Below are 24,754 nucleotides of genomic sequence, written 5' to 3'. Positions count from 1 at the left end.
ACGATGAAGCAATATTTAGAATTGATGCGTCATGTGAAAGAGCATGGCTTTAAAAAGGAAGACCGCACAGGCACAGGGACTATAAGCGTATTTGGTTATCAAATGCGTTTTAACCTGCAAGAAGGTTTTCCACTAGTGACTACCAAAAAGTGTCATTTGAAATCAATCATTCATGAATTGTTGTGGTTCCTCAATGGTGATACCAACATCGCTTACCTAAACGAAAATGGTGTGCGTATTTGGGACGGTTGGGCCACAGAGGATGGCGAACTCGGCCCTGTGTATGGTAAGCAGTGGCGCAGCTGGGAAGGCCCCAACGGTGAAGTCATTGATCAAATCAAAGACGTGGTAGAGCAAATCAAAACTAACCCTGATTCGCGTCGTCTAATTGTGAGCGCATGGAACCCAGCACTGCTGCCCGACACGCAATATAGTCCAAGTGAAAATGCAGCCATGGGCAAACAAGCATTACCACCTTGCCACACATTGTTTCAGTTTTATGTGTTAGATGGTAAGTTGAGCTGCCAGTTATATCAGCGCAGTGCCGATATCTTCTTGGGTGTGCCTTTCAACATCGCCAGCTATGCATTGTTGACTATGATGATTGCCCAAGTGTGCGATTTGGAACTAGGCGACTTTGTGCACACCTTTGGTGATGCGCACCTGTATCTAAACCACTTAGAGCAAGTGGATGAGCAGCTGTCTCGCACACCGTATGCCAAACCAACAATGCGTATAAATCCAGAAGTAAAAGACATTTTTGATTTTACCTTTGATGATTTCGAGCTAGTTGATTACCAAGCACATCCACATATTAAGGCGCCAGTCGCTATATAATGAAAAAAACGGCCGTAATGGCCGTTTTTGCTTTCTCAGGGTCATGTATAAAGTCGTACCTAGCCTATCTCTTCAAGTGAGGGTAGAGCACCGAAGGCTCCTTTCCTTTGGCACGTTTTTGCACCACACTGGGCTGCAAATTTCACCGCTTCAAGCATGATGTTTTGAGTAGCGACTGTGTGAGTGAACAGCGAGTCTTTATTGTCCAAGTGTTGGCTCAAGTAAAAAAGAAATGCTCCGATGAAGCTATCGCCAGCAGCTGTTGTATCCACAGGGGTAATAACTGGTACGGGCACATTAGCAGTAAACAGTTTGCTATATAAATGCACTGCACGTGGGCCATCTGTCACAACTATAAGGTTTACGCCATAACCTAATAATCGACTGACATATTTTTCCGCGTCTTCGTTATAGTATTGTGCGAGGTAATTAGCTTCGTCTCGAGACAGTTTCACTATGTTTGCAAGGCGTAAACACTCATCAACACGCGCAGGTAGTAATGCTGCTTCTTGCCAAAGCTGTTGCCGTAAATTCACATCAAAACTCACACAGACTTGGTTGTCTTTGGAGCGGTTGATGGCATGTACGGTGTTTAAATACATACTTTGGGTAGTGAGGGTATTTGAGCAAAAATGAAAGATTCCGATGGTCTGCCAATCTATTAGGTCGATATGTTTTTGCTGATACCGAGTGTCGGCAGTATCGTTACGATAAAAGTTAAAATGGCGCTCACCATCAGGGTCTAAGCTTACCAGTACAATAGCTGTGTTGGCGTCAGCGATACGTGCGGTGTATGTCGCATCCACACCATAACTCTTGAGTTCGTTGTATAGATGCTCGCCAAATGTATCTCTGCTGATACCGCCAGCAAAGTAACTGTGGCCGCCTAGTTTGGCATAAGCAACAGCCACGTTTGCAGGTGCTCCGCCAGCAAGCGGAAGATAAGTTGTGTTGGTGTCATCACCAGGAAGAAAGTCGACTAACACTTCCCCATAACTCAGTAGTGAAAACATCCTGACTCCAAAATCAAATCCCTGTAAAAAGGGGCAGGGGATAAGTGCCATATCCTTGGGTGCAATGACATCGCAACTACCCCCTGCATTTGTTGCTAAAAATTAGAACTCATATCTCAGTGTCAAAGAACTGGTTCTGCCATTGATTGTACGAGCTCTTATAATGCCATTGCCTGGAACTGAACCTTCCTCTGCTTCGGTGATGCCTGTTGTATCGAACAGATTGTTAATGTTCACAGACACTGTCATTGCGTCAGAAAGCATGTACGAAGCAAAGGCATTCACTTGTGTGTAGCCGTCGAATTCAAGATCGTTGTTATCTTGTGCATACGCATCTGTGGTACCCGTTAAGCCAAGACCCGCAGAGCCTTTTTCAAAGTTATAGCGAGCGAGTAAAGAATAGACTAAGTCAGCTTGGCGACGCGGGGTGTTCCCCACAACGTCTGGGTTAATTGCGTCTTTAGTTATCTCGGCATCGGTCCATGTCAGGTTACCGCGAATATCGAAATCGCCGATGAAATACGTGCTTTCTAACTCCACACCATAGGCTTCGTATACACGGTCAAAGAACTTTTGGCTGGTTGCTTCAAAGTTTTGCTCTTCTGTTTCAGCACTAAATGCGGTAGCAAACAAAGAGAAATCATCATGGCGATACTTAACGCCTAACTCGTACTGATCGACCTCGTCCACGGCATCTTGTTTTGCAACGGTGCCATCGGGATTAATTTTACCAAATGCCAAACGATCGGCATTGGCGCGACCACCGTGGCTGGCACGAATAAAGATCGCTAGATTGTCGTCTATCATATAATTGGCACCGACAGACCAAGAAGTGTAGCTCCAGTCATAATTAACAGGTGACGCGTTGGCATTATCAATTGAAGACACACTCAATTCAGCTTGTGAGATTACGCCGTCTCGGTTCATATCAACGCTGGATTGCACCGCGCCTGCGTAATAACCCGTAGCCTCACCACTGTCATGACGAACACTGACATCAATCAAGAAGTCCCCCAACTGGGAGGATACTGCCAGATAAGGTGCGCTGATGTCATATTCAGTGTCGTAATTGCGTTGGCAACAGTTACCCCAATATGGCACACCGTATGCGTATAAGCCGTTGTCGGAGTAAGCAGTACCGTCGGCAGCTGTTACGTCCAATAACGCTGCATTGTCGCCTTTGAGCTCCATTAGATAAGAGTTCCACATCCACGACATACTGATATTTTGCAGCGCTTTATAGTAGCCGAAGGTAATGCTGGTGTCCTCGATGACCTTGGTGAGTTTAAGATCATTGACTAAGGAGTCAAAATCACTCATTTCTACGTCAAAGGTGTGAATTCGCATGATATTGCCACCATTGAAAGTAGCACCTGCAGATGGGCCATTGGCATAGCTGAGCGTAGCCCCTTCTCCGGCGATTGATTCTGCGATACTTGTACCATCTGCAACCTCGGCAGGGAATGGCGATAAGAATGAGCCTTTAACACTCGACTTCCTAAAGCGATTCTCGATCTCCCAGTCATTCCCCAAATCAAATGAGGCTTCAAAGCCTATAGCATTCACTTGAGGATGCATGCCATCGCGCATATCACCACGGCGTAATTCACCGTCAGCGCCTAGCGATAATGTTGATAAGAAATAAGCTGAATGCGGTGTGTCGGTTTGTGAGTCAAATCCTGGTAACGAGCTGCCGTCTGCATACATTGGCATGGGTAGGTAACCAATGGCTTTGTCATCTAAGTGTTTTAGATACAAGCGCACATAACCCGAATCAAATTCCTTGGTAAGGTTTGCTTTGATTTGCCCACCATTGTTGGCTGTGTAACTAGCATCCCGAGGTCCTTCACCTTGACGGAAAAAGCCACCAATATGGAAGTAAGTCGAATCATTGAGCTCGCCGCCATATTCGAAGTCAGTGCGGAAGGTGTCGTAGTCCAAACCAAATGTTGTCGCGATGCTACCCGTATCGCCACCGCCTGTTTTACTGATCACGTTAATAATCCCGCCAGGGGCATTACTGGCCATAGTAGACGCCGAGCCACCTCGAATTGACTCTACCGTTTGCATGGTACTGTCTAAACGCAGGAAAATATCAGCATTACCAAAGGCGATATCGCCAAACTGCATAATGGGCAAGCCGTCTTCTTGTAGTTGCAAGAACTTTGCACCACCTGCCGCAACGGGTAAGCCACGCACCGCAATGTTGGCATTACCTTCACCACCAGAGGATTCCGAGCGCACCCCAGGGATTGCGCGAAATGCTTCAGCGGTCGAGCGTGGCGTGGTCACCTCAAGTTGTTCGTTTGAAAAACTACTTACAGATACACTGGATGCCATAACAGTTGAGTTACGTGGCACGCCGGTAACCATAATGCGTTCAAAGTTAAGGCCTTTTGCCTCTTTGTCTACTTGCTCTGTTTGTTCCGCTTCAGCAGCATTTAAGTTGCTACAAATAGCCATGGCCAGAGAACTTAATAAAAACGTTTTGAATGTTGCACGTTGCATTTACTCACCCCAGATTCTCATTGTGTGTTGTTGATGTTCTTAACCGTACTACAAGTTTAACTTAATCGATTAAGTTAATTAATAATAAAAATTTTGTATCTAGGCAAGCTGTTTTTTACTCAGTTTGCCTAAGGTTCATTTAAGTATTTGGTTATAAAAGGGAATTTAATCTTGTTTTGATTTCAGGTTGAAAGCACTGCCAATAGCGAGCACGGCTGCAAAGGCTGTAGCTAGGTAGAACCCAAAAGAAACATGACCAAATATATCACTGATTAAACCCATCAATAATGGTGCAATTGCTGCCGATGCGGCGGTGAAGAATAAGATTACACCAGCGATTGCACCGTGTTGCGATGGCTGAAAGTGGCTGATGCCTTTTGAATTTAGAGTGGGGTAGATCACTGACATAAACAAGCCGGATAATGGCAGCAATACAACAGCAGCCGCGACGCCAAAGATAGCTGTGCCCAAGTAGCACAAGAATACCGCGGTCGAAAACCAGAATAATACGCTTTGCCAGCTAAGGTGGCGCAGTACCCAGACCCCCAAGAAGCGCCCACCGGCTCGCAATATAAAGAAAATGGTCAGTGCATAAGTGGCGAGCCACATCATGGAACCCTCATAGTCACTCAGTAGTGTAGGCATCCACACGTAAATAGCCACTTCGGTGGCAACGTACAGTGCCACTGCGGCAGAAAATCCCAAAGCATAAGGGTCTTTCATTAACAGCAAAGAGTTCTTAAGGTTAATTTGCCCGCTTAGGCTCTTTTGGGTTATTGGATATTTTGCTTTTAAGGCCATTAGGCTTAATACGACACACAGCGCTCCGGCGCAAAGGTACAAATATTTCCAAGATACGCCGGCAGTTAGCAGGTAGCTGACAACCGCAGGGCCGACAATGGCCCCTACACCGAAGAACCCCTCTACTTTATTCATAGTTGCCGTATGTTCTTGATGGTTTGTGGAGATATCACCAATCAGCGCAAGCGCGCCGGTTTTAAAAAGCCCAATGGCTAAGCCAATGAGCGCCAGCAAGGTAAGGAAGTATAAAAAGGAGCTACCCGCGGCAAATAAGAAACAGGCGACAGAAAACAACACCAAACCGGTGATGATTGTCGCTTTGCGCCCCCACTTATCCGCCAGGTAGCCCAAAAAAAGCCCCCCTAGGGCTATGAAAATCATAGGAATATAATGAAAAGCACTGGCCTGCGTCAGCGTTAGCTTGTAGGTACTGATTAGCTCAGGGATGATCACGCCTACAGCATCAGAGGTCATCGCAAAGACGAAAAACATCATGTAGGTCAGGATTTTTATTTGCGCTACAGAAGTGCTTTCTATGACCGATTGATTTACTTCTGGGTGTGAGTGACTGGATGATTGCATCTGCATTTCCTCTTATCAGAGCGGCCCTAATTACTGCAAACTACGAGCGCCTATCGTCTTATTGTTAATGTCATCTATTTTCAAACACTAGGACCAACAACTTAAAATTATTCTTGATCAAATGTAAATTGTATATAACATATATCTTAATCGATTAAGTTATTCAACCTCTAATTTATGGTCGGCGTATGAAAAACAATGTTCAGCTTATCACCTATGTAGATAGATTAACGGGAGCAGGTGTTCCTGAACTGGCGGCTACCCTTGAAGGGCCCTTGAGTCAGTTATTTTCCGGCGTACATTTGTTGCCATTTTACTACCCCATTGATGGCAGTGATGCAGGGTTTGATCCCATCGACCATACCTTGGTGGATGAGCGATTAGGGACGTGGCACGATGTGAAACAACTTGGCGCAAACACGGAGTTGATGGCGGATCTCATCGTTAATCATATGTCAGCACAATCGCCAGAATTCAAAGACGTGTTAGCGAAAGGGCGTGAGTCGGCTTATTGGGACTTGTTTCTCACTAAGGATAAAGTCTTTCCAAACGGTTTGACCCCCGAATTACAAAGTAAAATTTATCGCCCACGACCTGGAAGCTGCTTCACAGCCTTTACCCTACCTAATGGTGAGGTCGCAGAGTTTTGGACTACTTTTACTGATAACCAGATTGATATTGATGTTCATTCACAAGCAGGTAAGGCGTATTTGCATCGTATTCTTAATACTTTTGCGAACAATAACATTAAGATGATCCGCCTTGATGCGGCTGGATACGCCATTAAAAAAGCAGGCACTAGCTGTTTTATGCTTGATGAAACCTTCGATTTCATCGGCGCCTTATCTGAGTATGCACAATCATTAGGGATAGAAACTTTGGTTGAAATTCATTCCTACTACAAAACGCAGATAGACATAGCTGAGCGAGTAGGCATGGTTTACGACTTCGCCTTACCACCTTTGGTCTTACACAGTATTTTCAATCAAGATGTCACAGCACTGGTAAATTGGCTTACTATTTCTCCGCGCAACTGTATTACCGTGCTCGATACTCATGACGGCATCGGTATTATTGATGTTGGGCCTATGGAAGGGCAACCAGGTTTACTCAGCGATAATGAAATCGATACTTTAGTTGAGACCATTCACCGCAAAAGTCATGGTGAAAGTAAAAAGGCAACCGGTGCAGCGGCAAGTAATGTTGACCTATACCAAGTCAACTGCACCTATTACGATGCATTGGGCAAAGATGATTATGATTACCTCGTTGCTCGGGCGATTCAGTTTTTCAGCCCAGGCACACCACAAGTCTATTATGGCGGCTTGTTAGCACAGCACAATGATATGCAACTGCTCGCGGCCTCCAATGTTGGCCGAGATATTAACCGTCCATATTTGGACAGTGAAAAATTAACGCTCCAGATGCAGCGTCCTGTTGTCCAGGCGCTTATGAAACTGATCGCACTACGCAATGACAGTGCAGCTTTTGACGGTCAATTTGATGTGCAGGGGCAGGGTTCAAGGCTCACTTTGCGATGGCAAAATGAAGCACAAGTGGCGACATTGAACTTAGATTTAGCCAAGCGTAGTGGTGTGATTGAGTTAGAATCAGACGGTCACAGCCGCATTGTGAATTTATCCGATTTAATATCACTTTGATGGCTACTTACTGTTTTTTTTGATCATTTAGTGATAAAAGTGCATGTCATCATCTATTAGTAACGCACCGCTTTTATAGCTGCTTTTTGGGTTTGGCATGGCACAGAAGAAAATATGGACGCTGAAAAGCATCGCTAAAGAGTTAGGGGTATCGAATGCGACGGTTTCCAATGCATTTAATCGCCCCGACCAACTTTCTGAAAAACGCCGAGAAGAAATTCTCGCGTCATGTAAAAAGCTAGGCTATAGCGGACCTAACAGAGCTGCGCAATCACTGCGCAGTGGGCGATTTAACATTGTTGCCTTGGTTTTGCCAGACAGTGTCGAGTACATGATCACTGACCCTGTGGCCAGTGACTTTGTTAAAGGCGTGTCTGCTGTGTTGGAGAAAAACAAAGTCAATATTTTGTTGTTCTCAGGTGCGTCAGACAGCATAGACAGTGTTTGCGACTTTGTTGACGGCTTTATCTGTTATGGTTCCCCACGCAATGCCAATTTGATTGAAGAATTAAAAAGTACTGCCAAAAAGGTTGTTACATCAGACTTTGATATTGACCGCCGTGCCAGCGTTATAGTGAATAACCAACAAGCAGCTTACGAAATTGCTAAACTGGCACTGCATGGCAGCAAGGACCAAGTCGCAGTTCTTGGGCTGCGTTTAATAGACTCCGATGTCACCTGCCGCGTCTATGACCTAAATGATGCGCAAGACAAAGCATCTATTTCACTGCAGCGTTTGCGAGGCTATCAACTCGCGCTGGAAGAGCAAGGCATCACCCTTGCGTCAGATCGTTTATGGAATATTCCTGAAAGTAATTATCACTTTGCCTCTATTGCTGCCAAAGAAGCACTGAACTCACTGCCTAGACCCAACGTTTTATTGTGCATGAGTGATCTGATAGCGCTTGCAGCGATAGCTGAAATTAACGCATTAGGTCTTCGCATTCCTGAAGATATTCGTGTGGTTGGTTTTGACGGGGTAGAGGAGGCGGCGCGCTCGGTGCCACCACTGACAACCATACACCAAAATAGTATCGATAAAGGCATCAAAGCAGCAGAGCTATTTATTGAGCGCGCGACTGATGCTGTGGTGATCCCCTATCAGGTTGAAAAGCGACAAAGCTGCTAAATATTTTCACTGATTAGATCGTTACCTTCTACGAGTAAAGGCTTTGTGGCACTGTTTTTGCTTTTGAATTGCTAATTATTCATTTTGCAAAGCAGCGAGGCTGGTGTGCGTATCATTTCTATCTTAATGGGTTGTGCTCTGTTGCAAGCATGTGCGCCGAGCCAACGGATTGAAGTCGTCCCTAGAGTTGCTGAATCCCACCCTGTACAACAGAATTCGATTCATCAACACAGTGTCCGTTTAGCCAACAGCATGGCATCGTCATTACGCTCAATTCCCTACGGTGCGAAGGTGGCAGTCGGCACATTTTTGCCGCCAAAGACACTAAAAGCAGAATCTGTTCCTTGGCAACAGCAAGATATTGCGCTGCAATTGCAAGAAAGCTTAATGACAATTTATACGCAAATGGGGTTTACGGTTGTTGAATATCGTACCCGCAATCATATTGCTTTGGAGTCTCATGCTGATGTGATGCTTAGCCGAGACGTGGCGCAATTAGCCCAGCGCCAAGAAATCGACTTTTACGTCACTGGCACGCTCACGGAACAAGAAGACGCGTATGTTGTAAACGTACGCATGATCGATTCGGATAATAATCAAGTAGTGGCGGCGGCAACAGACTATTTGCCTAATACAATCTTAATGCATGCCGATAAAGTGCGTATGACCAATGGCCACTTGCAACGCCGAGCCTACTAACGAGGATTCACCATGAACAAACTAACTTTCACATTATCACTGGGTCTTGTTGCAATGCTAAGTGGTTGCTCGGGTACGAATGCATGGTTTTCAGATGAAGAAGAGATGAAACAGTATGTCATTGCCCAAAATGAGCAGGCTAATCAACAAGTACAGTTAATAGGTGCATCTTCTGACGATACTTCAGGGCAAGAAGTAAATGTATACCAAACAATGGCAAGCCCAATTCAAGTGCATGGCCAGCGTGAATTGAACACTAGCCGTAGTGTTAAAAACGTCAACCACTACGTTCAAGCCTTGATGCAAGATATGATCAGTAACATTGATACAGGTGCGTTGATGCAGCCTATGGCTGTGACTAGTTTTGTGTTTTTAGACAGTGATTACCAACAGGGTAATTTATTGGGCAACCAATTAGCTGAAAGCTTTATGCACGAACTGCACGAGTTTGGTGTACCGGTAATCGACTACAAAACCATGGATTACATCCGCGTAACGCCGCAGGGCGATTTTACTTTTAGTCGTGACTTTTTAGAGTTAGAACAAGACCACCCAATGTCGCATGTTTTGGCTGGGACGTTAGTGAAACACCAAGGAGGGGTTTTGGTAAATGCGCGTATCGTCGGTTTGAAGTCAAAAATGGTGATTGCATCGGCGCAAGGCTTGTTGCCACATGATGTGGTCGATTCACTGCTAAGCACCTCAAATTATGCGGGTGTAGAGCTCAAACAAGCGAATTAATCACCCTTAAGCCAGAGAGCTATTATCTCTGTGCTTGCTTAAATGGCATTAAAGTTCCCGCTCAGTTAGCCGATACAGTAAAAAAGCTAATTGAGTAGGGAACATGAGTTTACATTTATTACTTCCTAGCCTGCTTGTGTTGACGGTCAGCGGTTCAGCGATAGGTGCTTCATCGCGTGTTGATATCAATCCACTAGAAATCAAAGTAGACACAAAACTACACAGTGCACATCACAAACAACTGAGTGACTATACGCAACAGTTAGCGCTTAAACTAAGCGACAGCATGACCAGCCAATATGTGAGCCACATTGCTGTTGCAAGCTTTGTCGATTTTGACCACACCCTTCATCATACCAATCCTTTGGGTAACCAACTTGCTCAGGAGTTGCTAGGTGATTTACAGCGTTTCGGCTATTCAACCGTTGAGCACAAACTCACTCCTTATATCGAAGTGAATCAAGGGGGAGACTTTGTACTATCTAGAGATAGCAAAGCGCTCGCAAAAAATATCGGCATCGATCACATCCTGACAGGCACCTTGGTGTATCGTCAAAACGGCGTAGTCGTGCATGCTCGTGTGGTGGGAACGCAAGATCAAGTCGTCAAAGCCAGTGCCCGACAGTTTATTCCCTACTTTGTTATTAGTGAGCTAGTGTCGAACGGGTAGAGCATGACAATTCGCTCATAACTTGTTGCTATTCAAAGTGAATTTAGCTGATAATGGGGGCCAGTGGCCCCTTAGTTAAATGGATATAACAACCCCCTCCTAAGGGGTAGTTGCAGGTTCGATTCCTGCAGGGGCCGCCAGATTAGCCAAAGTGCTGTTCTAAATCGTCTGAACCGCCAATGTGCTCACCATCAATAAAGATTTGCGGCACGGTTGTTCTGCCACACACTGCTTTAAGCGTGGTCATCGTTATCTCATTGCCTAACACGATTTCTTCGTATGCCATACCTCGTTGCTGCAAAAGCGATTTCGCTTTGGTACAGAATGGGCAACCAGGCTTTGTAAAAATGCTTACAGGTTGCGGTTTGGCTTGCTGTGGGTTGATGTACTCGAGCATGGTGTCGGCATCAGATACTTCAAACGGGTCGCCTGGCTTGTTTGGTTCAATGAACATTTTTTCGATGACACCATCTTTGACGAGCATAGAGTAGCGCCAGCTGCGCTTACCAAAACCTAAATCGTTTTTGTCGACTAGCATGCCCATTCCATCCGTAAATTCACCATTACCATCAGGCAGTAAAGTGATTCTCCCAGCTTCTTGGTGTTGTGCCCATGCATTCATTACAAAGGTATCGTTTACCGACACACAAACAATATCATCGACACCATTGCGCTTAAATACTTCGGCAAGTTCGTTGTAGCGCGGCAAATGAGTCGATGAACACGTTGGTGTAAAGGCCCCAGGTAAAGAGAAAACAATGACGGTTTTGCCTTTAAAAATGTCTTCGCTGGTAAGTTTTTTCCATTGTTCGTTATTGCGAATAGCAAACGAAACATCTGGGATGCGCAGGCCTTCGCGATTTTTTAATTCATTCATCATGTCAAACTCCTCTAAATCAATGGGGTAAGTCTGACATGTAATTATCAATCGGTAAAAAGCTATTAATTTATTGTAATAATCTATTTATTGGATTAATATGCAAAAGTTAAGGCGTAATATGCTGCGCCTTAACTTATTGAAATGGCAGGGTGCTTAGTAACCTTTGACGAGTTATTTCACCAGAACGAGATCGTTGAGTTGGATGTTACTCATTGGTCGTTTAGCGGTGTTTACAGCCACAGCACTGTGTTGATAAAGCTGTTTAATCTCAACGCTGTAGAGCGAAGTAACTTGTTTGGGCAAATGCTTACCTTCGTAGGTGATGGCATTACTGCTGTAGGCCAAAGTAAGATGTTGACCTTCGGTTAGTCCATTACTGCGACCCAAGTTTATGATTACTTGGTCACCATCGATGTGTTTTATTTGACCCTTAGCAGGTAAGCATTGAAGCGTTTGATTGAGGTCATACATTACTTGTTCGCTCAGCTCAGAGATAGTTCGGCCATATTTGCTTTGCCAAAACACACCACTGTTTACGTCGACCAGCGCAGTTTTTTCAAACTCCCACAATGCTTGAGTCTGGTAAGCCTTTTGCCAAATTTTTTCGAAGCTTAAACCATCAAATAAAATGAATTCCACATTGAAGTAGCGCTCATAGCTATCGTCTTTCCAAAATGCATAGCCTTTGTCATGTTCGCTTCCCACAGAGGTGTCTGTGATTTGTGAAAACAACACATACTGGCTATTACTGGCATCGCTAATGTAGTCAATGACATTTTCATCATAGGCGAATTGGTTGCTGAAAAAGCTTCTGACAGAAATAGGATCTTCAAAGAAGGGGGTCGGTTGCATGCTAAGGTCTGCTTGGCTCATCAGTGCATAAAGTTGTTTGGTGAAGGCATTAGGGATGTCAAATATTTGACCATCTCGCGCCTGTTGCGGGTTTTCCATGCCTGTGCGGGTTAGTGCAAAGTGATTTATTAAACTGCTTTGGGCGCACTGGGTTTCTTCGTTCAAGACTTCAATTTGCAAGGTGACACTCAGGATTCCATTCTCTTGTTGCTCTTCGAGGACGTGCATTTGACCAACCGCGCCTTGGCTTCGCAAAGAGAGTTCATCTTGGGTGAGGATCCCGTTAGTAAGTGTTTGCACACTTGAGAGAGACAGGCCAGAGTACAGTAATGCTTGCTTTATGGCATCGTTGATAGCATGCGAGCGCGCAGTCTCAGTGGAAATGTCTTCCATAGAAGCGCTGCCCGTTGTTTGTAGCCATTGGCCGTGAACTTGCGCTGTGCTAAAGGCCATTAAAATAACTGCTAAGAATACCATTGGGCGCATAATGAAAAGCCGCTCTTTAATTACATTGGTTTAGAAAAAGCAAAGAGTGTACCAAGTTAGTTGTATCAATTGATAAGTGTGGCATTCATTGTGCATATCTGATGAGTAGTGAAAACGTTTGTCGATGGAGAGAGAAATGCTACGACATACCGCAATAATTTTATTTGTCCTGGTTGGCCTTTCGGGGTGCAGCACTGTGTTTGACAAGCATGTGGAATACGGCGTGCAGCAACCTGATAATTACCCAATTCTTCGTGCCATTGGGTATGCGCCTATCGCGCCGCAGCCAGGACAAAGCTCAGAACAAAAATCAATTATGGCGATGAAAGCGTCAAAAATTGAGGCATATCGTGAATTAGCGGAGCAAGTGTATGGTCAGCAGGTCAAGGGCAATACATCGATTGCGAATGCCGTAGCAGGTGATGACCATCTCCAAGCCAAGGTGCAAGGTATCATTCGAGGCGCCCGTGTTACACGTAGTTATGTCGTCGGCGACAGCTATGCAACCGAGCTCGAGCTGGATATGAAATTAGTGTATGACTTATACATTACTGAAACTAAGCCTCGCAAAGTCAAAAAAGTCACTTATTACTAGTCGAATTAGCCTTGCTCAAAAAACGCGATGTTACCGCTGGTTACATCGCGTCCGCCAAAATGGCCTTAATTCACGTAGTTTTCTGAGGATACTAGTTACTCTCGCTGTGTTAAAAATCGGAAATTTGAGTGTGAAGTAGTGATGTTTCGCTGCTATGCTGTAGTAAAAAACTACAAATAGAATTTTCGACTTTGACCAATTACTTACGTCCGTTGCACAACGCACTCTCCCGTAGTGAACCAAATCCAAGGGCGCCGCTGTTTTCATCATTGGGTTCGATAGATGTTTGCTTGCTAGCAGCGTGGAGGGTGAATGATTGATCTAGACGATACCTCCTCTACACCTCCCCGTTTATCTTTGCACATCTACGTATGGTTAATGATGCTTGTCGTTACATTAGTGAGCTTGCTTATAGGCTATGTAATCGCGAGCGCTAGCCTAAAATCCAGTTTACATGAGCAGTTAACTCAGCAAAGTGATGACCATGCGGCGGTCTTAGCGTTATCCCTTAGCCAATTACAAAAGACCCCACGCAAGTTAGAAGGATTTATTCGACAAACCTTCGATAGCGGCCACTTCAGTTTACTACGATTGGAAGACAATCGAGGGCGAGTCATTATAGAGCGTCGCCAAGGCGATACGGAAAATTCACTGGTGCCACAGTGGTTTCATCGTATGAGTGCATTCGAGTTTGTCCCCAGCAAAGCTGTTATCACCGAAGACGAAGCGCCTTATGGCGTTCTGTATGTGCAAGCGCAGCAGGTGCGTGCTACTCAGGCTTTATGGGGAAATGCTAAGTTATTTATCTGGGTGGCGGTATTGGTTTTACTGTTTAACTGTGTTTTAGCGTCGCTGTTTATACGCTGGTTACTAGAGCCGTTAAAACAGCTCAATAACCAAGTCGATGCGATTGCACAAAAACAGTTTAAACAGCTTCCACCCGCCAAACCAAAAGAAATAGCCAACTTGATGATGGCGATGAATTACATGGCGAAACGCTTGAGTCAAAGTATGAACGACAGCAATGAACGCCTCAAGCGAGCACAATATTTAGCTCAGCATGATGAAGTGACTGGGCTTGCAACTAAACGTTACTTTCTTTCTCGCTTAGAACAACAGATAAAAAAGAGTAACAGTAGTCAGATGATTATTCTTGTTCGCATCCTTAATTATGAACAATTACGTGACAGCATCGACAAGCAAGAATTTATTGAGGCTCAACAACGCTTAGCGAATACCTTGATCCGTTTTGCGCAAACTCATCAGTCGGTTCTGCACGAGTGGCAATTGGCACGCATTGAACAAGATGAGTTCTGTATTTATTTTGATGCAGTAATGGATGGAGAGCAAACCAGCAAAATACTCACTGACTTAAGCACGCAATACAGTAATGATTACCAGGGGATTGTGCAGTTGCGCCACTGTATGTTGTGCGTCTCAGAGGTGGAGTCTTCACAGCAGTTATTTGATGAAGCACACCGATTACTGAAGCTATCAATTGCCTCCGGTCAAAATGTGTTTCGCATCCTTCAACCTACACCAGAAGAGGCGTTCAATGCGGGGAAAGAGCTCGAAATAGCCATAAAAAATGAGCAATTTGAGCTGGCGATGATGAAGGTTGAAAACGAAAATGGTCAGTGCGTTCAATATGAAGTAGGTCTTAACATCATTGTTGGTGGGCAAACCTATTCGCGCGCGTATTTCGGCGCTACACCTGCAAGCTTAGAATTAGACTCACAACTTGATTGGAAAACTGTGAGAACATTATTCAAAGAAAAGTTATGGCTCAAATATCCGCAAAACCTATGTATTCAGTTAAGCGAGCAGACACTCCAAGACGAAGTAGCTTACACCAGCATACTGGCCCTCATCGCCAGTGAACCAGCCTTAAAGCAGCGTGTGACGTTAGAATTTTCCCACCTGATATTACAGCGTGTGTCTGGGCCAGTAATGAGTTTTTGCAAAGAGGCCAAGGCCATAGGTTGCCACTTGGGGCTGTGTGAGGTGAGAGACGCCAATATTGAGCCTCGCATGCTAATTCAATCTGCAATAGACACAGTGAAATTATCGAATGAATTAGTATACAACTTAGAAAATGACCAGCAGACGCAAAATCGGGTTAGCGAAATCAGCGCGCACCTTAGCCCGTTTAATGTAGATATTGTGGTTGAAGAACTTGCGCATAGATTACCTTGGCCGCTACTCAAGCGTCTAGGAATCAAAGCACGAGTAGTGCATGAGTAAGATTCAGTTTACTTAGGCTTTTAAATTGCGAACTAGGGTGTTGTCGCTTCGTTGGATACCGCCATCGGCGGCGTAGGTAATAGAGCTTGGAGCACCAATCAAGATATCTTTAAGTTGTTTAACACTCAGCTGCGCTTGATGCGCTGCATGGGCATTAACTTGGTTTTGCTCTTTACACTCTAGTAGCAAGTTTTGGGCTTGCTCAATTAGTTGTTGCTCAAAGGGGTCAGGCTCAGGTTTGGTAGCTAGCAACTGGGCGATATGTTGATCTTGTTTTTGAATATGATTCAGTGCATCGGCCTTTTTAGGCGTCAACTCCTTCAACTCAGCACCGCTTCGACCTGCTATTGCTGATAGCTCGTCTTTGAGCAAAGCAAGCAAACCCGACAGACTCGAAATCTGTTGATTAAGTGCCAGAGTTAAAGCTGAATCAGCCATACAAGTCGAACTCAAACGCCGCGATATTTTTCGCTAGTTTCTCACCGTCGATCTGATATTTGCCTTCGGCGATAGCTTTTTTCAGCTCAGCGACTTTTTGCTCATCGAATCCTGAAGAGCGTTCAGCTTTTTCTTGCAATGATTTCATTTGACGCGCTTGAGGTGTCAAGCTAACAGAATCTGTTGCTGCTTTAACGTTCGCTGTGCTACCCGCGTCAGTGGATTGCGACTGACTCGTTTTTTGCTGTTCAATTTTATTTTGTGGTGTATTGTACACCGAGCCTTGTTGGCCTTTATTTACTTGATTAACCATCTGTAATACCTGAGCTAGATTGACCTTTGCATAGGTTATCGGCCATTCGCGTCCTAACTTTAGCACAAAATTTAAATATTAACTGTAACAGTTTCAACCGCTGTAACCTGTGCATTCACTTGGCGTCCCGATTTTATATTGCGGACTCGAACATTGTCACCAATAGTACCATCTTCAAGGGCTTCGCCTGTGGTTTTTATGGTTAAACCGTTCACTGTGGCGATGATATTCACATTGTCGCCTTTACACACCATGCACAACTGATTGGCGTTAATAGGTGAGCCCTGACGGATACTGCGCTTACTGCGACTGCCAACAATTAATTGCGGCTCTTCTACATATTGGGCGCGAACAAAATGTTGCGGTCGCATCGCGATAGTTACGCTTTGCGCATCGATCAATTGGCCGCGGCCAATGTTTTCTTTTGCTATCACCACTGGTGAAAGTTTTTCAATGCGAACATGGACATACTGAGTCCATAAAGCCGGAGAATTACATTTAAGTTGTACGGCTACCTGCCGATTAAATGGGGGAGGGGTAGCTGCAACTAGCTCCGGCTGTTGCTCGCAATAGCGCTCGGGGATACGCGCATCCAAATCCACGGCCTGAACTTGGAGTTCCTGATCAGGCTGTATTTTCGCTAAGGTGCTTATATATTGTTCAGCAAGAGTTTGCAGCCGTGCGTGGTCGTATAGAGTATTTTCACCTGTACGAGCCATTGCAACACTGCTCAAACTCAAAGCTAAAAGTAACCATAAGCTCTGGAATAATTGAATTTTTTTGAACATACTCATTGTGTTTCGACTATGCTTATTGGGTAAAACAAGGTATAAGTACGGGGTGTCAATTTACAGGCACACGGCCGTATTTATGCTGATATAGTTTATAAGAAGCAAAAAGCGTTCCCATCTGGCGCGAACACGTAGTAGTAAAGTTAATGCTAGGAGAATCCGATGGCTGGCATATTAGACTCCGTCAATCAACGCACCCAGTTAGTGGGGCAAAATCGCCTTGAACTATTATTGTTCAAATTGAAAGGACGCCAGCGATTCGGTATCAACGTCTTTAAAGTACGTGAAGTACTTCAATGTCCACCGTTGACCAACATGCCAAAGAGCAACCAATATATTCGCGGAGTTGCTCACATTCGAGGCCAAACCATCTCAGTCATCGATTTATCAATGGCGGTGGGTGGTCCGGCAATTACAGATTTAAAAGATTGTTTCGTCATCATCGCTGAGTACAACCGTACTGTGCAGGGGTTTCTTGTCGGTGGCGTTGAGCGTATCGTCAACATGAATTGGGAAAAGATTATGCCACCGCCTTCTGGGGCCGGTCGTTATTCTTACCTTACCGCTGTCACTGAAATTGATGGTGAGCTTGTCGAAATTCTTGATGTTGAGAAAATTCTTGCTGAGATAAGCCCAGTTAATACCGAAGTCAGCGAAGGCATTATCTCCGATGGCGAGATGCAACGAGATATTGGCGAGCGTATTGTATTTATTGCTGATGACTCGGCCGTAGCTCGTAATCAGGTAAAACGAGCGCTGGAGCCATTAGGTGTGCAAACTGAACTTGCTAAGAATGGTAAAGAGGCCTTGATTCGCTTGCGCGAGATAGCTAAGTTGGATTGTCAAAATGACATCACCGAGCGGGTTGCTTTGCTAATATCAGATGTGGAAATGCCGGAAATGGATGGCTACACCCTGACTGCAGAAATCAAAGCTGATCCAAAACTCGCACCTTTGCACGTTATTCTCCATACTTCATTGAGCGGTGTCTTTAACCAAGCCATGATCCAAAAAGTAGGGGCGGACGATTTTATTGCTAAGTTCAATCCAGATGAATTAGCAACAGCAGTGAAAAAGTGGGTTCACTGCGACTAGGTTCCCAGCATATTGGCCTAAGTTAACCTGATTTTAGAGAGTGTAATTTGGAAAATAAGCACCTAGAGCTTAGCGAATACAATCAATTTCGAGCTTTCTTGGAACAGCAGTGTGGTATCGTCCTTGGCGAGAATAAACTGTATCTAGTAAAAAGCCGCCTTGCGCCTTTGATGGCACGTTTTAATGTGGATAGCTTGTCGCAGTTAGTGGTGAAAACCCTCAGCCCCCATGAGCGGCAACTTCGTGCCGCTGTCGTTGATGCCATGACCACCAATGAAACCTTGTGGTTCCGTGATTCCTATCCATTTGAGTTGTTGAAAACCCGCTTATTGCCGGAGTTCAAAGACTTACGTCGCCCTGTAAAAATTTGGTCAGCGGCAAGTTCATCGGGGCAAGAACCCTATTCGATTGCCATGTCGATTGCCGAGTACCAACAAAGCCGTCCGGGTATGTTGGGATCTGGCGCTCAAATTGTCGGCACGGATATTTCTAATACCATGCTCGATATTTGTAAAAATGCAGAATATGACTCGCTGGCACTGGCTCGTGGTCTAAGTGCAGAGCGACGGAAAAAGTTCTTTACTGATAGCGGCAATGGCATGGCGAAAGTCAATGATAACGTCAAGCGTATGGTGAGTTTTCGCCACCTTAACCTGCTAGATTCTTACGCCTTGTTAGGCAAGTTCGATATTATCTTTTGTCGTAACGTATTGATTTACTTTTCACCCGAGTTAAAGTCAAAAATTATCAACCAATTCGCGCAGGCGCTTAACCCTCGTGGCTACCTGTTTTTAGGTGCCAGCGAATCTATGACAGGGTTGAGCGACCAATTCGAAATGATCCGTTGTAATCCGGGGATCATCTACCAAAAAAAGTCTTAAAAACATAGCCTTAAAACCTATGGTACAAGAATTGCTGTAGTCCTCTCCACAGAGTCAAAAAATTGGAGAGGCTATGGCTATCAGTTTCGATAAAGCATTTGGCGTGCACCCGCATGCCATGCTCATACGTTCTCAGCGTGCTGAATTATTAGCATCAAATATCGCGAATGCCGATACCCCTGGGTACAAGGCAAAAGACATCGATTTTGCCTCCGCCTTAAAAGCGGCAAAAACTGGGCAGATGCATGGCAATAGCATGGTCCGCACTCACCCAGAGCACCTCAGCGCAAGTACCAATATTTCCACTAGTGGAACAAAATTTCGCGTTCCAAATCAACCAGATACAGGTGATGGTAACTTAGTAGATATACAAGTGGAACGGAATTTGTATACACAGAATGCAATAGAGTATCAGGCCAGCCTTAGCTTTATGACCTCAAAGATTATGGGTCTTAAGAAAGCGCTAGGCGGTCAAGGAGCATAACCATGAGTTTATTTAACGTATTTGATGTTTCAGGGTCGGCAATGAGTGCACAAAATGTGCGTCTTAATACAACGGCTAGTAACCTCGCAAATGCCAACTCGGTTAGCTCTTCTGTGGAGCAAACATACCGCGCTCGCCAACCTGTTTTTGCTGCAGAGCTACAACAAGCTGTAGGCAAACAACATGGTGAATCTGTTGGTGTGAAAGTGTTGGGTGTAGTGGAAAGTAATAAGCCACTGCAAATTGAATACAACCCAGGCCACCCAATGGCAGACGAAAATGGCTATATCTACAAGCCGAACGTCAATGTTGTTGAAGAAATGGCAAACATGATTTCTGCTTCACGCTCTTATCAGACCAACGTGCAAATAGCTGATTCAGCCAAGCAAATGTTGACAAAGACATTACAGCTTGGTCGTGGATAAAGTGAGGGATAGAGCATGACTACCAATGTGCAATCTACCGCCGGTCTGGGTTCTCTGTATTGGGACAATACAGGGCCTAAAACCGAGGAAAAAAACGATGAGTTAACGCAAGAGGACTTTTTCAGCTTGCTAACTCAGCAATTGTCTTATCAAGACCCCAGTAAACCGGCGGACAATGACCAGATGATTGCGCAAATGACCAACTTCACCATGGCTGAAGGGATTTCAAAGTTAAATGAAAACTTTGCTTCTTTGGCAGCCTCGATGACATCTAACTCAGCATTGCAAGCATCTACCTTGGTGGGCAAAAAAGCGTTGCTTGAGTCAAATACTATCGAGCTTAACAGCGGTGAAGTGAGCAAAGGTACCGTGCTTGCCCCAGAAGCGGTCGATAACTTGACCCTAACTATCAAAGATAAATCAGGGCAAATAGTCGACACGATTGATCTTGGTACGCAGGCAGCAGGAGCGATTCGATTTGAATGGGAAGGGGTAGACAAAGATGGTCAGCCATTCCCACCAGGTGAATACCAAATAGTTGCTGAGGGCAGCGTTAATGGTGAGTTTAACTCATTGCCTTTAGCCACATTTAAGAATATTGAAAGCGTTAATATTAATGGCGCGAATGGGATTATCGTCAACACCAAAGAGGGCGCGGTAAGGCTGTCTGAGGTTGCTGAGATTTCTGTATAAAGACTTTGCCGATAGGCACTTATCGAAGAGGTGAAACATGAGTTTCAATATAGCACTAACAGGGCTTGCGGCAGCCCAGAAAGACCTAGACGTTACAGCGAACAACATCGCTAACGTTAATACAACTGGTTTTAAAGAGTCTCGCGCCGAGTTTGCAGATGTGTACGCAGCTTCGGTATTCAGTGCAGGTAGAACAAAAAGCGGTGACGGTGTGCAAACAACTATGGTTGCACAGCAATTTCATCAAGGATCACTGAAGTTCACCAACAATGCGCTCGATTTGGCAATTACCGGTGACGGCTATTTTGCGATGACAGAAAGCATTGCATCTGCGGATTTAACGTATACCCGTTCTGGTGCATTCAAGTTGAATGACAACAACTTTATGGTAGATGCCAAAGGCAACTTCCTACAAAGTTTCCCTGTTGACCCATCTACCGGTGATACATCTTCGGTTAGTTTGAGCACAGCAAACCCAATTCAGATCCCTGATTCATCTGGTTCACCTCGTGCAACACAAAACTTGTACTTGTCATTTAACCTTGATGCCACAGCAGATTCTCCAGGGTTACAGTTTGATCCGAATGAAAGTGCAACTTACAACTCATCGACTTCAACCACTATCTATGACTCTTTGGGTGAACCGCATATCTTGCAATATTTCTTTGTTAAAAAGGATCCAGCAACAGACCCTAACGAATGGGAAGTGTATGGCACTTTGGATGGCAAAGTAATCGATCCCGCAACAGGTACTGAACAGGCTGCTGCACCTTATACTCCGCTTATTGAGATGGGGTTTGACGCAAGTGGTTTGCCTGCGACTACAAACGGCGCGCCAAACATCAATGCAACCACGTTTGACGAAGTACTGTTGCCAGCAGGTCCTGCGACAGGTTTATCAACCTTACTTGATAATGGCGCAACTTTCCCGGCAACAGGTGTTGAATTGAACTGGCGCGACGAAGGTAACACAGCGAATAAGGTACCTACTCAGTATGCAAGCCGCTTCGAAGTTAAAGCGTTAGACCAAGATGGTTCAACTGTAGGTCGTTTGGCAGGTATTGATATCGGTACAGATGGTAAGGTGGTAGCATCATACAGTAATGGTGACTCTACATTCCTAGGCCAAATTGCGATGGTTCGTTTCCCGAACTCGCAAGGCTTGAATCAAGTAGGTAACACTAGTTGGAAAGAGAGCATCGATTCAGGCGAACCCATTGCTGGTGAGCCAGGTACAGGTACGTTAGGTACAATCAATTCATCGGCACTTGAGCAGTCAAACACCAACCTAACAAACGAGCTGGTTGATTTGATCACTGCACAACGTAACTTCCAGGCTAATTCTCGTGCGTTGGAAGTGAACTCAACGCTACAACAGAACATTCTGCAGATTCGATAATCTGACAAGGTATCAAAAAGGCCACTTCCTCAGTGGCCTTTTTTGTGCGTCAGTTATTTGTTGTTGGACGCAAATCATGAGTGCAAGCGAAAAGCACTTACAATATTTAAAATCTTTTAATTTCAATATCCTGCTGCTTGATTTTACATTGTTAGCTCATCCTAAGATCTTCACATTTCCGCATTGGTATCAATCTTGCTTTTGTATTGCTAGTAAAGAATGATTGGAGCAATCTAATGGACAAAATGCTGTACATAGCAACCTCCGGTGCGAAGCAAAGCTTGATTGGGATGGGGGTTAAAAGTAACAACCTTGCCAATGCGAACACTACGGGCTTTAAAGCGGATATTGCTCAAGCGCGGTCCATGCAGGCATTCGGAGAGGGTTTACCAACTCGAGTGTTTGCGCTGCAAGAGCGCGCGGGTACCAATACCACTGCTGGTGGTATTTCTGAAACTGGGCGCGATCTCGATATAGCTATGAGCGAGTACGCTTGGCTTGCCGTCATGGATGCCAACGGACAAGAGGCTTACACCAAAGCTGGCTCATTAGTCATGACCCAAGAAGGGATACTGCAAGATAGAGATGGCCGCCAAGTTATTGGTGAAGGTGGGCCTGTCATTCTTCCAGTGCCCATTGAAAAAATTAGTTTCAGTGCCGATGGCACTATCCAAGTTCGTCCTCAAGGTGCGCCAGCCAACTTCCTCGAGGAAGTCGATAGGCTGCGTGTTGTAGAAGCAACGGGTCACCAAGTCGAGAAGGGCAATGATGGTCTATTCCGTCCTCGAGATGGTCAAATTGTTGACGTTTCTGAGAACGTGTCCATTGTGCCTGGTGCATTGGAAATGTCTAACGTTAATCCTGTTCACGAGATGGTCGACATGATCAACCATCAGCGTCAGTTTGAATTACAAGTCAAGCTAATGAAAACCGCAGAAGAAAATGATTCGCGTGCGGAATCATTGCTGCGCATTATCTAAGCATTAGCGAGGAGTTAATACCATGAACCCAGCATTATGGATCAGTAAAACGGGGCTTGATGCCCAACAGACCGATATCTCGGTTATCTCTAACAACCTCGCTAACGCGAGTACGGTGGGCTACAAAAAAAGCCGCGCTATTTTTGAAGACTTACTTTATCAAAATATTAACCAGCCGGGTGGACGTACATCTGCGGATACTGAAAGCCCATCAGGCTTGATGTTAGGCGCCGGCGCTAAAGTGGTTGCCAACCAAAAGAACTTCTCGCAGGGCAATATGCTCAGCACAGAAAACTCTTTGGATTGGATGATTCAGGGCCAAGGCTTTTTTGAAGTGCTATTACCAGATGGCAATATTGCCTACAGCCGCAATGGGCAATTCACTACTGATGAAGATGGCCGTATCGTTACCAGTGGCGCAGGTTTCCCAGTGCAACCGGAGATGAACGTACCAGACGATGCACAATCAATCACCGTATCACAAGATGGTGAAGTATCAGTGCGCATTGCAGGCCAACCAGACAATGTGGTGATTGGTCAGCTGGTGATCAGTGACTTTATTAACCCATCAGGTCTAGAGCCAATGGGTCAAAATCTATATACGGAAACAGCGGTAAGCGGTGCACCTGTGCAAGGTAATCCGGGTTTAGATGGCCTTGGCATCATAGTTCAAGGTGCGTTGGAAACCTCTAACGTAAACGTAACGGAAGAATTGGTAAACCTGATAGAAACTCAACGAATTTATGAAATGAACTCGAAAGTGATTTCTTCAGTTGACCAGATGTTGAGTTACATCAATCAGCAACTATAGAGGCAGTTAATTATGGCTAGGTCTGTGACAAAACGAGTGACGAAGTCGTTGACGAAATCCGTAACCGGGTCAATCGCAGTGTTTGCGACCTTAGTGCTGACGAGCGGATGTGTATCAACGCAAAATGAGACTGTGGTTGAAAACGACCCTTATTATGCGCCTATGTATCCGCAAGAAACGCCTCATAATATGACCAGCTCAGGTGGGTTATTTAATCCAATGCTGACCAACGATCTCTATGCAGATCAAAAAGCGTTGCGTACTGGTGACATCATCACCGTGGTATTGCGAGAGTCGACTCAAGCGTCAAAAACAGCAAAAACGGAAACGGATAGGCAAACTGATGTTAGCCTTGACCCAGTGATAGGTTTAGGTGGCAGTCCTGTAAACATTGGCAGCGACAGTATTGAGTTAGGCATCGGCTCGAATAACTCATTCACTGGTGATGCAAAGTCTAATCAGTCCAATAGTTTAGCAGGCAATATATCGGTCAATGTGATGCGAGTTTTACCAAATGGAAACTTAGTGATTCGCGGTGAGAAGTGGCTAACACTGAACACCGGACAAGAGTTTATTCGCTTAGAGGGGATTGTTCGCCCCGCCGATGTTTCCGCCGAAAACACGGTTGAGAGTAGCCGAATTGCCAATGCGCGTATTCAATATTCAGGCAAAGGCGATATCCAAGAAAGTCAAAGTGCAGGTTGGTTATCTCGATTCTTTATGAGTACGTTGTTCCCGTTTTAAGG

The 24,754-nt window shown here is 45.0% G+C and carries 25 protein-coding genes and 1 tRNA gene; 18 read left to right on the top strand and 8 right to left on the bottom strand.

Annotated elements, in window-relative coordinates; all coding sequences use genetic code 11:
* Positions 1-3: 3 nt before the first annotated feature.
* On the top strand, positions 4-837 hold the full coding sequence (locus V1358_RS06575) for a thymidylate synthase (RefSeq protein WP_347391811.1): 834 nt from the start codon (positions 4-6) through the stop codon (positions 835-837).
* A 59-nt stretch (positions 838-896) separates the two neighbouring features.
* On the opposite strand, the gene V1358_RS06570 is transcribed toward V1358_RS06575, so the two are convergent.
* The 3 genes from V1358_RS06570 to V1358_RS06560 form a co-directional block, all read right to left on the bottom strand.
* The gene (locus V1358_RS06570; protein ID WP_347392976.1) at positions 897-1,850 is read right to left on the bottom strand and encodes a carbohydrate kinase family protein; all 954 of its coding nucleotides are present in this window, start codon (positions 1,848-1,850) and stop codon (positions 897-899) included.
* Positions 1,851-1,952: 102 nt separating this feature from the next.
* On the bottom strand, positions 1,953-4,358 hold the full coding sequence (locus V1358_RS06565; protein WP_347392975.1) for a TonB-dependent receptor domain-containing protein: 2,406 nt from the start codon (positions 4,356-4,358) through the stop codon (positions 1,953-1,955).
* 165 nt (positions 4,359-4,523) lie between these two features.
* Complete coding sequence (locus V1358_RS06560) at positions 4,524-5,741, bottom strand: MFS transporter (RefSeq protein WP_347392974.1); 1,218 nt, start codon at positions 5,739-5,741, stop codon at positions 4,524-4,526.
* A gap of 188 nt (positions 5,742-5,929) precedes the next feature.
* Here V1358_RS06560 and gtfA point away from each other — a divergent pair, with 188 nt between their 5' ends.
* The 6 genes from gtfA (at position 5,930) to V1358_RS06530 (ending at position 10,781) form a co-directional block, all read left to right on the top strand.
* Positions 5,930-7,402 (top strand): sucrose phosphorylase, encoded by a 1,473-nt coding sequence (gene gtfA / locus V1358_RS06555; protein ID WP_347392973.1) that lies wholly within the window; start codon positions 5,930-5,932, stop codon positions 7,400-7,402.
* Positions 7,403-7,499: 97 nt separating this feature from the next.
* Positions 7,500-8,531 carry a LacI family DNA-binding transcriptional regulator gene (locus V1358_RS06550; RefSeq protein ID WP_347392972.1) on the top strand — a complete coding sequence of 344 codons (1,032 nt, stop codon included), beginning with the start codon at positions 7,500-7,502 and terminating at the stop codon, positions 8,529-8,531.
* 105 nt (positions 8,532-8,636) lie between these two features.
* Complete coding sequence (locus V1358_RS06545; protein WP_347392971.1) at positions 8,637-9,230, top strand: FlgO family outer membrane protein; 594 nt, start codon at positions 8,637-8,639, stop codon at positions 9,228-9,230.
* Positions 9,231-9,242: 12 nt separating this feature from the next.
* On the top strand, positions 9,243-9,971 hold the full coding sequence (locus V1358_RS06540; protein ID WP_347392970.1) for a FlgO family outer membrane protein: 729 nt from the start codon (positions 9,243-9,245) through the stop codon (positions 9,969-9,971).
* A gap of 103 nt (positions 9,972-10,074) precedes the next feature.
* Positions 10,075-10,641: a FlgO family outer membrane protein gene (locus V1358_RS06535; RefSeq protein WP_347392969.1), complete on the top strand. Its 567-nt coding sequence runs from the start codon at positions 10,075-10,077 to the stop codon at positions 10,639-10,641.
* A 65-nt stretch (positions 10,642-10,706) separates the two neighbouring features.
* A tRNA-Arg gene (locus V1358_RS06530) sits at positions 10,707-10,781 on the top strand.
* Between the two features lie 2 nt (positions 10,782-10,783).
* Here the strand turns inward: V1358_RS06530 and V1358_RS06525 are convergent.
* Together V1358_RS06525 and V1358_RS06520 are read right to left on the bottom strand one after the other, a co-directional pair.
* The gene (locus V1358_RS06525) at positions 10,784-11,518 is read right to left on the bottom strand and encodes a glutathione peroxidase (RefSeq protein WP_347393172.1); all 735 of its coding nucleotides are present in this window, start codon (positions 11,516-11,518) and stop codon (positions 10,784-10,786) included.
* Between the two features lie 174 nt (positions 11,519-11,692).
* Positions 11,693-12,859, bottom strand: coding sequence for a flagellar assembly protein T N-terminal domain-containing protein (locus tag V1358_RS06520; protein ID WP_347392968.1), 1,167 nt, complete (start codon positions 12,857-12,859; stop codon positions 11,693-11,695).
* A gap of 136 nt (positions 12,860-12,995) precedes the next feature.
* Between V1358_RS06520 and V1358_RS06515 the strand changes: the two genes are divergently transcribed.
* Both V1358_RS06515 and V1358_RS06510 read left to right on the top strand, forming a co-directional pair.
* A complete protein-coding gene (locus V1358_RS06515) occupies positions 12,996-13,454 on the top strand; it encodes an LPP20 family lipoprotein (RefSeq protein ID WP_347392138.1) in 459 nt (152 codons plus the stop codon).
* Between the two features lie 312 nt (positions 13,455-13,766).
* The gene (locus tag V1358_RS06510) at positions 13,767-15,698 is read left to right on the top strand and encodes a LapD/MoxY N-terminal periplasmic domain-containing protein (RefSeq protein ID WP_347392967.1); all 1,932 of its coding nucleotides are present in this window, start codon (positions 13,767-13,769) and stop codon (positions 15,696-15,698) included.
* A gap of 12 nt (positions 15,699-15,710) precedes the next feature.
* Here V1358_RS06510 and flgN read toward each other — a convergent pair whose 3' ends face one another.
* The 3 genes from flgN to flgA form a co-directional block, all read right to left on the bottom strand.
* Positions 15,711-16,136 carry a flagellar export chaperone FlgN gene (flgN, locus tag V1358_RS06505; RefSeq protein WP_347392966.1) on the bottom strand — a complete coding sequence of 142 codons (426 nt, stop codon included), beginning with the start codon at positions 16,134-16,136 and terminating at the stop codon, positions 15,711-15,713.
* Positions 16,129-16,449: a flagellar biosynthesis anti-sigma factor FlgM gene (gene flgM / locus V1358_RS06500; RefSeq protein WP_347392141.1), complete on the bottom strand. Its 321-nt coding sequence runs from the start codon at positions 16,447-16,449 to the stop codon at positions 16,129-16,131. Before flgM ends, flgN begins: the two co-directional genes overlap by 8 nt.
* A 71-nt stretch (positions 16,450-16,520) precedes the next feature.
* Positions 16,521-17,168, bottom strand: coding sequence for a flagellar basal body P-ring formation chaperone FlgA (gene flgA / locus V1358_RS06495; RefSeq protein WP_347392965.1), 648 nt, complete (start codon positions 17,166-17,168; stop codon positions 16,521-16,523).
* Between the two features lie 234 nt (positions 17,169-17,402).
* On the opposite strand from flgA, the gene V1358_RS06490 reads away from it, so the two are divergent.
* The 9 genes from V1358_RS06490 (at position 17,403) to flgH (ending at position 24,752) form a co-directional block, all read left to right on the top strand.
* Positions 17,403-18,335 carry a chemotaxis protein gene (locus V1358_RS06490; RefSeq protein WP_347392143.1) on the top strand — a complete coding sequence of 311 codons (933 nt, stop codon included), beginning with the start codon at positions 17,403-17,405 and terminating at the stop codon, positions 18,333-18,335.
* 47 nt (positions 18,336-18,382) lie between these two features.
* A complete protein-coding gene (locus V1358_RS06485; RefSeq protein ID WP_347392144.1) occupies positions 18,383-19,216 on the top strand; it encodes a CheR family methyltransferase in 834 nt (277 codons plus the stop codon).
* Between the two features lie 73 nt (positions 19,217-19,289).
* Entirely contained in the window at positions 19,290-19,700 is a 411-nt protein-coding gene (flgB, locus tag V1358_RS06480; RefSeq protein ID WP_347392964.1) for a flagellar basal body rod protein FlgB, read from the top strand.
* 2 nt (positions 19,701-19,702) lie between these two features.
* The gene (gene flgC / locus V1358_RS06475; RefSeq protein WP_347392146.1) at positions 19,703-20,125 is read left to right on the top strand and encodes a flagellar basal body rod protein FlgC; all 423 of its coding nucleotides are present in this window, start codon (positions 19,703-19,705) and stop codon (positions 20,123-20,125) included.
* A 15-nt stretch (positions 20,126-20,140) separates the two neighbouring features.
* On the top strand, positions 20,141-20,818 hold the full coding sequence (locus V1358_RS06470; protein ID WP_347392147.1) for a flagellar hook assembly protein FlgD: 678 nt from the start codon (positions 20,141-20,143) through the stop codon (positions 20,816-20,818).
* A 37-nt stretch (positions 20,819-20,855) separates the two neighbouring features.
* A complete protein-coding gene (flgE, locus tag V1358_RS06465) occupies positions 20,856-22,217 on the top strand; it encodes a flagellar hook protein FlgE (RefSeq protein WP_347392963.1) in 1,362 nt (453 codons plus the stop codon).
* 236 nt (positions 22,218-22,453) lie between these two features.
* Positions 22,454-23,197 (top strand): flagellar basal body rod protein FlgF, encoded by a 744-nt coding sequence (locus tag V1358_RS06460; protein ID WP_347392962.1) that lies wholly within the window; start codon positions 22,454-22,456, stop codon positions 23,195-23,197.
* A gap of 22 nt (positions 23,198-23,219) precedes the next feature.
* Positions 23,220-24,008: a flagellar basal-body rod protein FlgG gene (gene flgG, locus V1358_RS06455; protein WP_347392150.1), complete on the top strand. Its 789-nt coding sequence runs from the start codon at positions 23,220-23,222 to the stop codon at positions 24,006-24,008.
* A 12-nt stretch (positions 24,009-24,020) separates the two neighbouring features.
* The gene (flgH, locus tag V1358_RS06450) at positions 24,021-24,752 is read left to right on the top strand and encodes a flagellar basal body L-ring protein FlgH (protein WP_347392151.1); all 732 of its coding nucleotides are present in this window, start codon (positions 24,021-24,023) and stop codon (positions 24,750-24,752) included.
* Positions 24,753-24,754: the final 2 nt, after the last annotated feature.

The organism is Pseudoalteromonas pernae (genome assembly GCF_039831865.1).
GTDB classification, from domain to species: Bacteria; Pseudomonadota; Gammaproteobacteria; order Enterobacterales; family Alteromonadaceae; genus Pseudoalteromonas; species Pseudoalteromonas pernae.
This window is presented reverse-complemented; position numbering and strand designations above follow the sequence as displayed.

Coding starts and splice junctions, on each gene's coding strand:
- V1358_RS06520 (WP_347392968.1), bottom strand. CDS start 12,859: ATGCGCCCAATGGTATTCTTAGCAGTTATTTTAATGGCCTTTAGCACA.
- V1358_RS06540 (WP_347392970.1), top strand. CDS start 9,243: ATGAACAAACTAACTTTCACATTATCACTGGGTCTTGTTGCAATGCTA.
- flgE (WP_347392963.1), top strand. CDS start 20,856: ATGAGTTTCAATATAGCACTAACAGGGCTTGCGGCAGCCCAGAAAGAC.
- V1358_RS06575 (WP_347391811.1), top strand. CDS start 4: ATGAAGCAATATTTAGAATTGATGCGTCATGTGAAAGAGCATGGCTTT.
- V1358_RS06565 (WP_347392975.1), bottom strand. CDS start 4,358: ATGCAACGTGCAACATTCAAAACGTTTTTATTAAGTTCTCTGGCCATG.
- V1358_RS06570 (WP_347392976.1), bottom strand. CDS start 1,850: ATGTTTTCACTACTGAGTTATGGGGAAGTGTTAGTCGACTTTCTTCCT.
- V1358_RS06525 (WP_347393172.1), bottom strand. CDS start 11,518: ATGAATGAATTAAAAAATCGCGAAGGCCTGCGCATCCCAGATGTTTCG.
- V1358_RS06490 (WP_347392143.1), top strand. CDS start 17,403: ATGGCTGGCATATTAGACTCCGTCAATCAACGCACCCAGTTAGTGGGG.
- flgA (WP_347392965.1), bottom strand. CDS start 17,168: ATGGCTCGTACAGGTGAAAATACTCTATACGACCACGCACGGCTGCAA.
- V1358_RS06460 (WP_347392962.1), top strand. CDS start 22,454: ATGGACAAAATGCTGTACATAGCAACCTCCGGTGCGAAGCAAAGCTTG.
- flgB (WP_347392964.1), top strand. CDS start 19,290: ATGGCTATCAGTTTCGATAAAGCATTTGGCGTGCACCCGCATGCCATG.
- V1358_RS06515 (WP_347392138.1), top strand. CDS start 12,996: ATGCTACGACATACCGCAATAATTTTATTTGTCCTGGTTGGCCTTTCG.
- gtfA (WP_347392973.1), top strand. CDS start 5,930: ATGAAAAACAATGTTCAGCTTATCACCTATGTAGATAGATTAACGGGA.
- V1358_RS06560 (WP_347392974.1), bottom strand. CDS start 5,741: ATGCAATCATCCAGTCACTCACACCCAGAAGTAAATCAATCGGTCATA.
- V1358_RS06535 (WP_347392969.1), top strand. CDS start 10,075: ATGAGTTTACATTTATTACTTCCTAGCCTGCTTGTGTTGACGGTCAGC.
- V1358_RS06470 (WP_347392147.1), top strand. CDS start 20,141: ATGACTACCAATGTGCAATCTACCGCCGGTCTGGGTTCTCTGTATTGG.
- V1358_RS06510 (WP_347392967.1), top strand. CDS start 13,767: ATGATTGATCTAGACGATACCTCCTCTACACCTCCCCGTTTATCTTTG.
- flgC (WP_347392146.1), top strand. CDS start 19,703: ATGAGTTTATTTAACGTATTTGATGTTTCAGGGTCGGCAATGAGTGCA.
- flgH (WP_347392151.1), top strand. CDS start 24,021: ATGGCTAGGTCTGTGACAAAACGAGTGACGAAGTCGTTGACGAAATCC.
- V1358_RS06550 (WP_347392972.1), top strand. CDS start 7,500: ATGGCACAGAAGAAAATATGGACGCTGAAAAGCATCGCTAAAGAGTTA.
- flgN (WP_347392966.1), bottom strand. CDS start 16,136: ATGGCTGATTCAGCTTTAACTCTGGCACTTAATCAACAGATTTCGAGT.
- flgM (WP_347392141.1), bottom strand. CDS start 16,449: ATGGTTAATCAAGTAAATAAAGGCCAACAAGGCTCGGTGTACAATACA.
- flgG (WP_347392150.1), top strand. CDS start 23,220: ATGAACCCAGCATTATGGATCAGTAAAACGGGGCTTGATGCCCAACAG.